Source organism: Methyloversatilis sp., from assembly GCF_030696805.1.
In the GTDB taxonomy this organism is placed as follows: domain Bacteria; phylum Pseudomonadota; class Gammaproteobacteria; order Burkholderiales; family Rhodocyclaceae; genus Methyloversatilis.
The window spans coordinates 82,207-95,096 of the sequence record NZ_JAUYRO010000037.1 but is presented as its reverse complement, the minus strand read 5'-3'; the positions used below and the strand labels follow the sequence as shown (position 1 = coordinate 95,096).

Below are 12,890 nucleotides of genomic sequence, written 5' to 3'. Positions count from 1 at the left end.
GTGACACGGGCTACTTAGCATCCGGGCACCGGACAGCATCTCGTCGTCCGGCTCACCTTACATACTCCGGAGAGTCTTCATGTTTCCTTCACTGTTGCGCACGTCCCGTCTGGCTGCGGCCATGACCCTGTTCGCTCTCGGTTCGTCGGCCCAGGCGGCCCTCGTCGACATCACGGTCACCGTGGAAAACCTCGTACCTGCCAATGGCATCAGCTTCGCCCCGCTGCACTTCGGATTCAACAACGGCAGCTTCGACGCCTTCAATCTGGGCAGCGTCGCGACCGACGCCATCATCTCCGTGGCCGAGGGTGGTGCGGGTGGCGCATGGCAGGCGGCCTTCGCCGCAGCCGATCCGATGGCGACCCGCGGCACGCTGGGCGGGTTGTTGCAGCCGGGTGGCATGAGCAGCGCCACCTTCACCGTTGACACCTCGCTGAATCGTTTTTTCACCTTCGCAGCAATGGTCGTGCCGAGCAACGATTTCTTCATCGGCAACGATTCGCCGATGCGCTACGAGCTGTTCGACGCAGCGGGCAATCTGGTGATCAACTCGATCAACCAGTCTGCACGGCAGATCTGGGATGCCGGCTCGGAAGTGTTCGATCCGGCGGCGTCAGCCTTTGTTGGCAACAACGACCTGCGCGCACCGCAAAACTCGGTCGTGGCGTTCAATTTTGCCGAACTCTTTGCCTACAACGGCCTCACGACAGCGACCGGCTACACACTCGACAGCACGCTTGCTGCCGACACCAGCGTGTATCGCATCTCGTTTGCCGTCGCGCCGATTCCCGAGCCGGAAACCTACGCGATGATGCTGGCCGGCTTGCTCATGGTGGGAAGCATTGCGCGCCGTCGTCTCGGCTGAACACCGTCTGCAAGCTTCACGGCGACGTGAAGTCAGGCGTCGGCAGACCTGCTAATCTCGATTTTTCGGCCTGACGCGCGGCAAACCGATGAATGAGCATGTGTTGCTTGTCGAGGACGACAACGCCATCGCAGGTGCCCTGCGTCTCCATCTGGAAGATGCAGGGTACCGTCTGCACCGGGAATCCGACGGTCTGCAGGCGATCGCCGCCATCGACCGCAAGCGCTGGGATCTGGTGTTGCTCGACCTGATGTTGCCGGGTGCGGATGGCTGGGATGTGTGTCGCCACCTCAAGGCGCGACACGCAGACATTCCCGTCATCATGTTGAGTGCCCGCTCAACGGAGGCACACCGGGTGCTCGGGCTGGAACTCGGTGCCGACGACTACCTCGCCAAACCTTTCTCCATGCTCGAACTGGTCGCCCGGATACGCGCGCTGCTGCGCCGGGTCGAACAACTGCGCAACTCGCCTTCTGTCGCCATCGACTTGCGCTTCGGATCGTTTCGACTTGATACGCTGCGACGCGAACTGACGCGCGATAGCCAGCCGATTCCGCTGACCTTGCGCGAATTCGATCTGCTGCACTTTCTGGTGCGCCATCCGCGACAGGCCTTCAGCCGCGGCAGTCTGTTGCAGCGCGTCTGGGGCGCCGGGTTCGACGGGTATGAACACACCGTCAATTCGCACATCAACCGACTGCGCAACAAGATCGAGGACGACCCGAGAAATCCGCAGCGCATCGTCACGGTCTGGGGCGTGGGCTATCGATTCGAGGACAACTTGCCGTGATGCGCTCGCCCTCTTTCGCGACGCGTCTCATCGTCACCATGGCCGTGCTCATGCTCGCTTATGGCGCATTTGTCGGCCTGCTCGGTCGGTACGTTGCGGCACAACATGAAAAAGAGTCGTTGCAACGCCTGTCGCACGGGCTGGCCCGTCACATCATCGAACATTGGCCACAGATCGCCCAGGCGGACATAGACGCCGCCGACCGGTCAGCTCGCGAGACGCTGCTGTCGATGCTGATGGTGGTCAATCCGGGCGTTCAGGTCTATCTGCTCGACGCTGACGGGCGCGTCGACAGCTACATAGGCGAGCCCGGCATGGTGCGGCAGCCGCAGGTCGACCTGGTTCCGGTAAGGCAGTTTCTCGACGGCGCGACCCTGCCGCTGTTCGGCAGCGATCCGATGAACGTCAATGCTTCCCGCATCTTCAGCGTTGCGATGTTTGCGCCGCGAGACGGGGACACGAAGCCGCCCGGCTACCTGTACATCGTGCTGGACGGGCAGGCGCGGACACTGGTCGCGGGGCAATCAAGCCTGCAGCGTGTCTGGCAGGGTGCAGCAGTCGCGGCCATGCTGGGTCTGCTGCTCGCGGTGGCGAGCGGAGTCATTGCATTCCATCGCCTTACGCGACCGTTGCACCGTATCGCGCACCGAATGCGCAGCTTCAGCAAGGACGAAAGCGATGCCGCTGTCTTCGGCGAGATCGTGGCGACGCAGGAGGGTGACGAAGTGCAGGCGATCAGGCGCGCTTTCGAGGACATGACGGAAAGACTGAAAGCACAGGCCGCGCGGGAACAACAACAAAGCGACGCACATCGGGAAATGATGGCCGGCGTGGCGCATGATCTGCGCTCGCCCCTCACCGCACTTCACGGTCAGCTTGAGGCACTTGCCGGAAGGCGATCGGCGCCGCACGCATCGTTTGATCGCATCCTGTCGGCTGCGCTGGCGCAAAGCGACAAGGTAAGGCGGCTTTCGCAGCAATTGTTCGAGCTGTGTGCGCTGCAGTCGAGCGGTCAGGCGCTTCACCGCGAGCGGTTCCGCCTTGACGAGCTGGTGGCGGATGCCGTGCAGAAATTCGAGCTGAACGACAGCACCCGACCGCCCGTCATGCTTCAGGGTCCGCCACCTGGCAAACTTGAACTTGACGGCGACTTGCAGTTGATCGAACGCGCGCTGTCCAATCTGATCGACAACGCCATGCGCCACGCGCCGGGCGCAGAACCGGTGCGCGTAAGCCTGAGTCGCAACGGTGTGCTGGCGCAGATCGTCGTCGAAGATGCCGGTCCCGGGCTGCCTCGGGATCTGATTGAACGACTTGAACACGGACGGTCTCTGCGCGATCCGCCACTGCAACGAAAAAGTGGCGGCATCGGCGGACTGGGCCTGGCGATCGCGCAGCGCGTGGCCGATCTGCATGGCGGCAGCCTGCGGCCGTTGCCGACCCTAAACGGGGGCACCCGCCTGTGTCTGGCGCTACCGCTGGACAGCTGATGCGATTTCAGGAACGCGACGATCACGTTGCCTTTCCGACAAAAGCGGCCACGTCGTCGATGACCGGCGCCAGTCCGCGCAGCGGGCGACCGAAGGCACCGACCAGGGTCAGGTGATTCACCCTTTCGTAATAGCGTTCATCGACCGCGACACCTGAATCGCGCAGGGCCTGCGCCAGACCGCCGGTGTTGCGCCGTGGATTGACCAGATCGTCATCCCGCGCGGCAATCAGCAGGCTGCGCGGCGCGGCGGCCGTCACATGTCGGAGCGGTTGTGAGTCCGCGGGCGCCGGATCTTCGATACCCGGGCGATTGAAAACCGGTTTCACATCCGGATTGACGATGGGCAGGAAATCGTAGGGCCCGGCGAGACCGACCAGCCCGGCGAGCCGGTCGGTGCGGCGACCGACCTTGCCCAGCCAGCGTCCGTCCAGCGCCAGCATGGCGGCGTTGTAGGCGCCGGCGCTGTGTCCGGCGACATGCAGCCGACCGGGATCGGCGCCATGCGCCGCCGCGTTGTCCATCACCCAGGCAACGGCTGCGGCACAGTCATCGAGAAAGGTCGGATACACCACCTCGGGGTACAGCCGGTAATCCGGAATCACCGTGACGATGCCGCGCTCAGCCAGTGCGGCGCCGACGAACAGGTAGTCCTCGCGCCGACCTGCGTTCCAGCTGCCACCGTAGAAAAATACGACAACCGGCGCCAGGCCCGGTGTATCGAGCGGACGATAGACATCCAGTTTCATGCGCGCATGCGGGCCGTAGGCGATACCGGCTTCGCGCCGATGCGCCGACGGCGCCAGCATATTCAGCAGGCCGGTGGCAGAACAGCCGGCGAGCAGCGGCAGGCCGGCCAGCAGGCCAAGCAGGGAACGTCTTTTCATGTGGTGGGCGCAGTCGGTCCGATATGCCCGCCACACGCGCCGACGACCATCGGATGCGTCTGCATCACGCTCCGAAGGCGCCGCTGCGCAGCTTGAACAGCCGGTCGCGCGCCGCGGCGGCCTTCTCGAATTCGAGATTCTTGGCGTGTTCGATCATTTCCTTCTCCAGCTTCTTGATCTCGCGCGACAGATCCTTTTCGCTCATCGACTCGAAGCGGGCGTGCTCCTCGGCCACCTTCAGTTCGCGCGCGACCTCGTCCTGGTCGTACACGCCATCGATGATGTCCTTGATGCGCTTGACCACCGAGCGCGGCGTGATGCCCTGCGCGAGGTTGTGTGCGATCTGACGGGTGCGGCGGCGCTCGGTTTCGCCAATGGCGCGCTTCATCGACTCGGTCATCTGGTCGGCGTACAGGATGGCGGTGCCGTGGAGGTGGCGGGCCGCGCGGCCTATGGTCTGGATCAGGCTGCGCTCCGAGCGCAGGAAGCCTTCCTTGTCCGCATCGAGGATGGCCACCAGCGACACCTCGGGAATGTCGAGCCCTTCGCGCAGCAGATTGATACCCACCAGCACATCAAACGCGCCCAGGCGCAGGTCACGAATGATCTCCACGCGCTCGACCGTGTCCACATCGCTGTGCAGGTAGCGCACCTTCACGCCGTTGTCGGTGAGGTAGTCGGTCAGATCCTCGGCCAGCCGCTTGGTGAGCACGGTGACCAGGATGCGTTCCTGCACCGCCACCCGCTTGCGGATTTCGCCCAGCAGGTCATCGACCTGCGTCGTGGCCGGGCGGATTTCTATCATCGGGTCGATCAGCCCGGTCGGCCTCACCAGCTGTTCCACCACCTGCCCCTGATTGGCCGCCTCGTAGGCGGATGGTGTGGCCGACACGAACACGGTCTGCGGCATCAGCTTTTCGAATTCGTCGAACTTCAGCGGCCGGTTGTCGAGCGCCGACGGCAGGCGGAAGCCGAAATCGACCAGGTTGGTCTTGCGCGCGAGGTCACCCTTGAACATGCCGCCGATCTGCGGGATGGTCACGTGCGACTCGTCGATGAACATCAGCGCGTCCGGCGGCAGATAGTCGATCAGCGTCGGCGGCGCATCGCCCGGCTGGCGGCCGGACATGTGGCGCGAGTAGTTTTCGATGCCCTTGCAGAAACCCAGTTCGTTGAGCATTTCGAGATCGAAGCGGGTGCGCTGCTCTATCCGCTGCGCCTCGACCAGCTTGCCCTGGCTGACGAATTCCTTCGACCGCAGTTCCAGCTCGATCTTGATCGCGTCAATCGCACGCAGCACGGTGGCGCGCGGCGTCACATAGTGGCTCGACGGGTAGACGGTGAAGCGGCCGATCTTCTGCTTCACCTGACCGGTCAGCGGATCGAACAGCGACAGTTCCTCGATCTGGTCGTCAAACAGCGACACGCGCAATGCGTTTTCCGCCTGTTCGGCCGGGAAGATGTCGATCACGTCGCCGCGCACCCGGAACACGCCGCGCCGGAAATCCATGTCATTGCGCTGGTACTGCATCTGCACCAGGCGCGCGATGATGTCCCGCTGGTGCAGCGTGCCACCTTCGCGCAGGTGGAGGATCATCGCGTGATAGTCGACCGGGTCGCCGATGCCGTAGATGGCCGACACGGTCGCCACGATCACCACATCGCGCCGCTCAAGCAGGCTTTTGGTCGCCGACAGCCGCATCTGTTCGATGTGCTCGTTGATCGCACTGTCCTTTTCGATGAACAGGTCTTTCGACGGCACGTAGGCTTCCGGCTGGTAGTAGTCGTAGTAGCTGACGAAGTATTCGACTGCGTTTTCCGGGAAGAACTCGCGGAATTCCGAGTACAGCTGGGCGGCCAGCGTCTTGTTCGGCGCCATGACCAGCGCCGGGCGGCCGAGCTGCGCGATGACGTTGGCCATCGTGTAGGTCTTGCCCGAGCCGGTCACGCCAAGCAGGGTCTGGAACATCAAGCCGTCTTCGATGCCCTCGACCAGCTTGACGATGGCGGTCGGCTGATCACCGGCAGGCGGAAACGGCTGATGAAGCCTGTAGGGGCTGTTGTCAAACGTTAACAGGGCGGGTGCGACGGCGATTTCTGACATGTTAGAATTTTGCGTTGCACAAGACGTACTGACAAGGACTGCAGAAGCGCCGCTCGAGTTCGCACGTTTGCAGACAGCACGCCGTTCTACACCTATCTTTCAAGCACATGACGCACCCGCCTCAGTCCGAGGCATTCACCTCACGCACTCCGGAGCACCACGCATGAACCCGTCTGTCTTCTCGTCCGTCGACATGGCACCGCGCGACCCCATTCTGGGTCTGACCGAAGCTTTCAACACCGACACCCGTACGACCAAGGTCAATCTGGGCGTCGGCGTGTACTACGACGACGCAGGCAAGCTGCCACTGCTGCGCGCAGTGCGTACAGCCGAAGAGGCGCGCATGAAGAATGCGCCGCCGCGCGGCTACCAGCCGATCGAAGGTTCGCCCGCCTACAACAAGGCGGTACAGGATCTGCTGTTCGGCGTCGGCGCTGCACTGACGGGCGATGGTCGCGTGGTCACGGCCCAGGCGCTGGGCGGTACCGGTGCGCTGAAGATCGGCGCCGACTTCCTCAAGCGTCTGCTGCCGCAGGCCAGGGTGTACATCAGCGATCCGAGCTGGGAAAACCATCGCGCGCTGTTCGAAGCCGCCGGTTTCGAGGTCGACACCTACCCGTACTTCGACGCCGACACGCGCGGCGTGCGGTTCGACGCAATGATCGCCCACCTGAAGGCGCTGCCGGCACACGCCATCGTGCTGCTGCACGCCTGCTGCCACAATCCGACCGGTGCCGACCTGACCGATGCACAGTGGGGCGAAGTGGTTGAAGTGTGCAAGTCACGCAATCTGGTGCCCTTCCTCGACATGGCCTATCAAGGCTTTGCCGACGACATCGAACAGGACGCCGTGGCGGTGCGCCTGTTCGTGCAGTCGGGTCTGAGCTTCGTCATTTCCAGCTCGTTCTCGAAGTCGTTCTCGCTCTATGGCGAGCGCGTCGGCGCGCTGTCCATCGTGACCGCGAGCAAGGACGAAGCCGCCCGCGTACTGAGCCAGTTGAAGCGGACCATCCGCACCAACTACTCCAACCCGCCGACGCACGGTGGCGCGGTGGTCGCTGCCGTATTGTCGACGCCGGAACTGCGTGCCATGTGGGAACAGGAGCTGGGCGAAATGCGCGACCGCATCCGTGCGATGCGCACCGGCCTGGTCGACAAGCTCGCCGCGCGCGGCGTGGCACGCGACTTCTCCTTCGTCGTGCGCCAGCGCGGCATGTTCAGCTACACCGGCCTGACCTCAGCTCAGGTTGATCGCCTGCGCGACGAATTCGGCATCTACGCCGTCGGCACCGGCCGCATCTGCCTGGCCGCGCTGAATTCGAAGAACATCGATTACGTCGCCGATTCGCTGGCAACCATCCTGAAGTAAGCGCCGCCGCCCGTTCGAAAGAGCGGACCGGCGCCCGTTGCGACGCGACCCCGGCCGGGGTCCGTCTCCCTTTTCAGTCTCGAGCGGCGCGTTCGCCCGCAATGCGCAGGCTTTCGCGGCACTCCGCGACCATGCGTGCGATCAGCACGTCGCAGGTCGGAATGTCGTGGATCAGCCCCACCACCTGTCCGGCCGTGATGATGCCGCCGTCGACGTCACCGTCGGCCAGCGCTGCGGCGCCGCGGGCGCCGCTGACCAGCGGGCGGATGTCTTCGAACTGACAACCGCCGGGCCGGCTTTCCGCCGCTGCAACCTCTTCCGACACGGCATTGCGGAACACCCGCGCGGTGTTGTGCAGGCTGCGCAGGATGAGCCGGGTGTCGCGTTCATTGGCATTCACCAGCGCCTGCTTGATGTTGTCGTGGATCGGCGCTTCCTGCGTGGCGCAAAAGCGCGTCCCCATATTGACCCCTTCGGCGCCGAGTGCGAGGGCTGCCGCCATGCCGCGCCCGTCACCGATGCCCCCCGACGCGATGACCGGCACGTCGAGCGCCTGCACTGCGAGCGGGATCAGCACCAGACCGGGGACGTCGTCCTCCCCCGGGTGGCCGGCGCACTCGAAGCCGTCGATGCTGATGATGTCCACGCCGTTGCGCTGCGCCGACAGCGCGTGGCGCACCGCGACGCACTTGTGGATCAGCGTCACACCACGCGCCTTGGCCTTGTCGATGAAGGCTTTCGGATTGTTGCCGGCGGTTTCGAGAATGCGGATACCCGCATCCAGAATCACGTCGAGGTAGGCCTCGTAGGGCGGCGGCTTGATCGCCGGCAGGATCGTCAGATTGACGCCGAACGGCGCGTCGGTCATGCCGCGGCAGCGCTCGATCTCCTTCGCCAGCGCCTCGGGCGTCGGCTGGGTCAGCGCGGTCAGGATGCCGAGGCCGCCGGCATTCGACACCGCCGACGACAGTTCCGCCGTACCTACCCACATCATGCCGCCCTGAACGATGGGGTAGCGGATGCCCAGCATGTCGGTGACGCGTGTCTTCATGGTTCAAGCTCCCGGGGTCGTGGCCCACGAGCCCGAATGATGCCTGCGAGGGGTGTGTTCAGGGAGTCTGAAGCGAGGTGGATGCCTGGGGTGTTGGGCATCGCTGCGCTCACCCCAACCTACGTTCTTCTCGTGGTTGATGTTCCGGTGTTGGGCATCGCTGCGCTCACCCCAACCTGCGCTCCATGGCGCGATGGCCGAAGTAGGTTGGGGTGAGCGCAGCGATGCCCAACGACAGGCTCAATCAACTCACAGGCCGTTGTAGATCGGGCCCTCGCCGCCCTGGGGCGTCACCCAGTGAATGTTCTGCGTCGGATCCTTGATGTCGCAGCTCTTGCAGTGCACGCAGTTCTGCGCATTGATCTGCAGCCGCGGCCCGCTGGCTTCGCGCACGATTTCATAGACGCCGGCCGGGCAATAGCGCTGCTCTGGTGACTCGTAGGCCGCCAGATTGACCGTGATGGCCACGCCGGCATCCTTCAGCAGCAGATGACAGGGCTGATCTTCTTCGTGGTTGGTGCTCGACAGGAAGACCGACGAAAGGCGGTCGAAGGTCAGCACACCATCGGGTTTCGGGTAGTCGATCGGCGTGCGGGTCGCCGCTGGCGCCAGCGTGGTGTGATCGGCCTCATTACGCAGCGTCCACGGCACATTGCCCTTGAACAGCAGTTGCTCGGCGCCGAAAAGGAAGGACCCGAACCACAGCCCCTTCTTCATGTACGGCTTGAAGTTTCGCGTCTGGTGCAGCTCATCCCTCAACCAGCTGATGCGGAAGGCAGCCGGGTAGGCATCGAGTGCGTCCTGCGCGCGGCCGGCTGCCAGCGCCTCGACCGCGGCATCTGCCGCCAGCATGCCGCTCTTGATTGCTGCGTGGCTGCCCTTGATGCGTGCTGCGTTCAGGAACCCGGCGTCATCGCCGATCAGCGCGCCGCCCGGGAACACCAGCTTCGGCAGGCTCTGCAGGCCGCCCGCCGTGATGGCACGCGCACCGTACGCCAGCCGCGTGCCACCTTCGATGTGACTGCGGATCGTCGGGTGGGTCTTGTAGCGCTGGAACTCCTCGTACGGCGACAGCCACGGGTTGCTGTAATTGAGCCCGACCACGTAGCCGATGGCGACCAGATTGTCTTTCAGGTGATAGATGAAGCCGCCGCCGTAGGTGTTGTTGTCAAGCGGCCAGCCGGCGGTGTGGACGACCAGCCCGGGCTGGCTCTGCCCCGCCGGCACTTCCCACAGTTCCTTGATGCCCAGGCCGTAGGTCTGCGGATCGACACTGTCACGCAGGTTGTAGCGTGCCTCCAGTTGCTTGCCCAGATGGCCGCGGCAGCCTTCGGCGAACAGCGTGTATTTCGCGCGCAGCGCCATGCCGGGCTGGTAGGCGCCGCCCGGCGTGCCGTCCCGCCCCACACCCATGTCGCCGGTGACGACGCCGGCCACGCGGTTGTCGTCATCGAACAGCAGCGCACTGCCGGCAAAGCCGGGGAAGATGTCGACACCCAACGCCCCGGCCTGTTCGCCCAGCCACTTCACGACATGACCCAGCCGCACGATGTAATTGCCGTCGTTGTGAAAGCTTTGCGGCAGCAGCGCGCCGGGCACGGCGCGCGCGCCGGTTTCGGACAGGAAGTACATCCGGTCCTGCGTGACGCGAGTGTGGAGCGGTGCGCCCCGCGCCTGCCAGTCGGGCAGCAGTTCGGTCAGCGCACGCGGGTCCATGACGGCGCCGGACAGGATGTGCGCGCCCACCTCGGCGCCCTTTTCGATGACGCAGACCGACAGCTCGTGGCCCGCCTCGGTCGCCTTCTGCTTCGCGCGGATCGCCGCTGCCAGCCCGGCCGGACCGGCACCGACGACCAGCAGGTCGAAGTCCATGGACTCGCGTTCGATGTCGGACATATGTGCTTGCTTCCAGAAAGCCGCGCTGCAGACCGATGCGGAACATGCCGGTCAGTGCGAAGCAATGAATCGCCCCTGGCCGTGCGTCTCCGCGCTTGCGGCGTCCACGCGCGTCAGATGATCATTTACCCTGCGACCGCGCGAAGATGCCGGCCACCGCGTCCTGCAGGTCGGCCGGCAGCACGACGATCTTCGCATTCGGCGACTCGCCCAGCTTGCCCAGCGCGGCCACGTATTTTTCGCCCAGCAGATACATCATGGGCAACTGCTGTTCGCCAAGCGACGCCGTGACGCGACGGATCGATTCGGCACTGGCCTCGGCCAGCGTCACCTGCGCCGCTGCATCCCGCTTGGCCGATTCCAGCCGCGCTTCGGCTTCAAGAATCATCGACTGTTTCTGTCCTTCCGAGCGGGTCACCATGGCCTTGCGTTCGCGCTCCGCACTGGCTTGCTGTTCCATCGCGCGCTGCATCGACTCCGACGGGCTGATGTCCTGTATTTCCACCGACTTGACCGTCAGGCCCCAGTCGATCGCTTCGTCGGCAATGCTTTCGCGCAGCCGGATCTTGATCTTGTCGCGGCTCGACAGCGCCTGGTCGAGATCCATTTCGCCGACGATGGAGCGCAGCGTGGTCATGATGAGATTGCGGATGGCTTCGGAAAAGTCGGTCACGCCATAGACCGCCTTGACCGGGTCGGTCACCTTGATGAACGCGACGGCATTGGTGCGGATCACTGCGTTGTCGCGCGTGATCACCTCCTGCTCCTGCACGTCCAGAATGATGTCCTTGGTGATCACCTTGTAGGCCACGTCATCGAGGTAGGGAATGATGATGTTCAGGCCCGGCAAAAGCGTGCTCTGGTACTTGCCGAGCCGCTGCACGATCCACTCCTCGCCCTGCGGCACGATGCGCAGGCCCTTTGCCAGCGTGACGAAAGCGAAAACCAGTATTGCGATGGCGACGACGATGCCCGAAGTCATGCGGAAACTCCCTTGTTGATCAGCCCGACCTTGAGCAGCGACCCTTCCACCGACAGCACTTTCACCCGTTCGCCGGCCGCGATGGTGTCGTCGGCAATGCACTCCCACACGTCGCTGCCGAGCAGCGGCTTCTGGAAGCGCACCTTGCCGCGACCGAAGGGCGTTACCTCACCGACCAGCAGACCGACCTCGCCGATCTGTTCGCCATCCGACATGCCGGCGTGCGTCTTGTGCTGATCGGTGCGGAACACCTTGAACCAGACGAACACCAGCACGCATGAGAGCGCCGTCCACAAGCCGAGCAGCAGTGTCAGGGACAGCGCAGGCGAGGCCGCCACGAGCAGACCGATCGCCACCGCCGCCACGCCGAACCACACCAGCACCATGCCCGGCACCGCAAGTTCGAGCAGGATCAGCGCCAGACCTGCGACCAGCCAGTGCCACCATTCGATATTCATGCCGTCAGTCCGTCTCCATTGCTGCGGCCAGTGTAGCGGCTCAGCGACTGCAATCACCCAGCGCCATGAGATGTGCGGCCACGGCTGCACCGATATTGCCCAGACCGTAGCCGCCTTCCAGCGTCGAAATGATGCGCCCCTTGCCCGACGCTTCCGCAACATCGCGCAACGCGTGCGTGAGCCAGCGGTAATCGGCGGCTTCGAGCTGGATGTTGGCCAGCGGATCGTCGCGGTGAGCGTCGAACCCTGCGGAAATGAACACGATCTGCGGCTTGAAGGCGCGCAGCGCGGGCAACGCGGTCTGTGTCCAGTGTCGGCGAAAAACATCGCTGCCGTCACCTGCCGCCAGACGCATGGGCAAATAACCGGCGCGTTCCGGAAAATTGCCCTGCGGGAAATACGGATGCTGGAAGCTGTCGGCCATCAGCACGCGCGGCTCGCGCCGGAACATGCTTTCGGTGCCATTGCCGCGGTGGACGTCGAAATCGGCCACCGCGACGCGCTCGATGCCGTGTGCAGCGAGCGCGTGCGCCATGCCGACCGCCACATTGCCGTAGAGGCAGAAACCCATCGCATCGCCGGCACGCGCGTGGTGGCCGGGCGGGCGCGTGGCGCAGAATACGCTGCGCGTGCGGCCCCCCATCACGAGATCGACCGCATGCACCACGGCGCCGGCCGCGCGTGACGCCGCCGCGAGCGAACCGGACGACATGACCGTATCGGCATCGAGTCTGTGCAGGCCGGACGCGGGCGCGACCTTCTCCACCTCATCCAGATAGACCGGGTGATGCACCCGTTCAAGCTGTTCGCGGGTGACCCGGGGCGCATCGATGCGCTGCCACGTGCGCAGCAAGCCGGCAGCGGCGATGCCATCGAGCACCGCGGTCAGCCGCGCCGGCGCTTCCGGGTGACGCTCGCCGGGTTGATGGCCGAGACAATCGGCGTGGGTCAGCAGTACGCAGTCCATGCAGCAGGGAGCGGCGTGCGGCCCGTTTCAAG

Annotated in this window: 11 protein-coding genes; 4 read left to right on the top strand and 7 right to left on the bottom strand. The window is 64.4% G+C overall.

What is annotated here, in order from left to right; all coding sequences use genetic code 11:
* Positions 1-79 precede the first annotated feature (79 nt).
* The 3 genes from Q8R75_RS05670 (at position 80) to Q8R75_RS05660 (ending at position 3,145) form a co-directional block, all read left to right on the top strand.
* Complete coding sequence (locus tag Q8R75_RS05670; RefSeq protein ID WP_305611507.1) at positions 80-865, top strand: spondin domain-containing protein; 786 nt, start codon at positions 80-82, stop codon at positions 863-865.
* A gap of 88 nt (positions 866-953) precedes the next feature.
* Positions 954-1,655 (top strand): response regulator transcription factor, encoded by a 702-nt coding sequence (locus Q8R75_RS05665; RefSeq protein WP_305611508.1) that lies wholly within the window; start codon positions 954-956, stop codon positions 1,653-1,655.
* Positions 1,655-3,145: a HAMP domain-containing sensor histidine kinase gene (locus Q8R75_RS05660; protein WP_305611525.1), complete on the top strand. Its 1,491-nt coding sequence runs from the start codon at positions 1,655-1,657 to the stop codon at positions 3,143-3,145. Before Q8R75_RS05665 ends, Q8R75_RS05660 begins: the two co-directional genes overlap by 1 nt.
* A 22-nt stretch (positions 3,146-3,167) precedes the next feature.
* Here Q8R75_RS05660 and Q8R75_RS05655 read toward each other — a convergent pair whose 3' ends face one another.
* A complete protein-coding gene (locus Q8R75_RS05655) occupies positions 3,168-4,031 on the bottom strand; it encodes an alpha/beta hydrolase (protein WP_305611509.1) in 864 nt (287 codons plus the stop codon).
* Between the two features lie 64 nt (positions 4,032-4,095).
* Positions 4,096-6,135, bottom strand: a complete 2,040-nt coding sequence (gene uvrB / locus Q8R75_RS05650) for an excinuclease ABC subunit UvrB (RefSeq protein WP_305663538.1) — start codon at positions 6,133-6,135, stop codon at positions 4,096-4,098.
* A 163-nt stretch (positions 6,136-6,298) separates the two neighbouring features.
* On the opposite strand from uvrB, the gene Q8R75_RS05645 reads away from it, so the two are divergent.
* On the top strand, positions 6,299-7,504 hold the full coding sequence (locus tag Q8R75_RS05645; protein WP_305611511.1) for an amino acid aminotransferase: 1,206 nt from the start codon (positions 6,299-6,301) through the stop codon (positions 7,502-7,504).
* 73 nt (positions 7,505-7,577) lie between these two features.
* On the opposite strand, the gene Q8R75_RS05640 is transcribed toward Q8R75_RS05645, so the two are convergent.
* From Q8R75_RS05640 to Q8R75_RS05620, 5 genes are all read right to left on the bottom strand, one after another.
* Entirely contained in the window at positions 7,578-8,555 is a 978-nt protein-coding gene (locus Q8R75_RS05640) for a nitronate monooxygenase family protein (protein ID WP_305611512.1), read from the bottom strand.
* A gap of 249 nt (positions 8,556-8,804) precedes the next feature.
* Positions 8,805-10,451 carry an electron transfer flavoprotein-ubiquinone oxidoreductase gene (locus Q8R75_RS05635; protein ID WP_305611513.1) on the bottom strand — a complete coding sequence of 549 codons (1,647 nt, stop codon included), beginning with the start codon at positions 10,449-10,451 and terminating at the stop codon, positions 8,805-8,807.
* Positions 10,452-10,572: 121 nt separating this feature from the next.
* Complete coding sequence (locus tag Q8R75_RS05630; RefSeq protein WP_305611514.1) at positions 10,573-11,433, bottom strand: SPFH domain-containing protein; 861 nt, start codon at positions 11,431-11,433, stop codon at positions 10,573-10,575.
* Positions 11,430-11,891, bottom strand: a complete 462-nt coding sequence (locus Q8R75_RS05625; protein WP_305611515.1) for an NfeD family protein — start codon at positions 11,889-11,891, stop codon at positions 11,430-11,432. The genes Q8R75_RS05630 and Q8R75_RS05625 overlap by 4 nt, the downstream gene beginning before the upstream one ends.
* 40 nt (positions 11,892-11,931) lie before the next feature.
* Entirely contained in the window at positions 11,932-12,858 is a 927-nt protein-coding gene (locus tag Q8R75_RS05620) for a histone deacetylase family protein (RefSeq protein ID WP_305611516.1), read from the bottom strand.
* Positions 12,859-12,890: the final 32 nt, after the last annotated feature.

What these genes read in the sequence shown, in the direction of transcription:
- Q8R75_RS05670 (WP_305611507.1), top strand. Translation starts at nt 80, where the DNA reads ATGTTTCCTTCACTGTTGCGCACGTCCCGTCTGGCTGCGGCCATGACC.
- Q8R75_RS05665 (WP_305611508.1), top strand. Translation starts at nt 954, where the DNA reads ATGAATGAGCATGTGTTGCTTGTCGAGGACGACAACGCCATCGCAGGT.
- Q8R75_RS05660 (WP_305611525.1), top strand. Translation starts at nt 1,655, where the DNA reads ATGCGCTCGCCCTCTTTCGCGACGCGTCTCATCGTCACCATGGCCGTG.
- Q8R75_RS05655 (WP_305611509.1), bottom strand. Translation starts at nt 4,031, where the DNA reads ATGAAAAGACGTTCCCTGCTTGGCCTGCTGGCCGGCCTGCCGCTGCTC.
- uvrB (WP_305663538.1), bottom strand. Translation starts at nt 6,135, where the DNA reads ATGTCAGAAATCGCCGTCGCACCCGCCCTGTTAACGTTTGACAACAGC.
- Q8R75_RS05645 (WP_305611511.1), top strand. Translation starts at nt 6,299, where the DNA reads ATGAACCCGTCTGTCTTCTCGTCCGTCGACATGGCACCGCGCGACCCC.
- Q8R75_RS05640 (WP_305611512.1), bottom strand. Translation starts at nt 8,555, where the DNA reads ATGAAGACACGCGTCACCGACATGCTGGGCATCCGCTACCCCATCGTT.
- Q8R75_RS05635 (WP_305611513.1), bottom strand. Translation starts at nt 10,451, where the DNA reads ATGTCCGACATCGAACGCGAGTCCATGGACTTCGACCTGCTGGTCGTC.
- Q8R75_RS05630 (WP_305611514.1), bottom strand. Translation starts at nt 11,433, where the DNA reads ATGACTTCGGGCATCGTCGTCGCCATCGCAATACTGGTTTTCGCTTTC.
- Q8R75_RS05625 (WP_305611515.1), bottom strand. Translation starts at nt 11,891, where the DNA reads ATGAATATCGAATGGTGGCACTGGCTGGTCGCAGGTCTGGCGCTGATC.
- Q8R75_RS05620 (WP_305611516.1), bottom strand. Translation starts at nt 12,858, where the DNA reads ATGGACTGCGTACTGCTGACCCACGCCGATTGTCTCGGCCATCAACCC.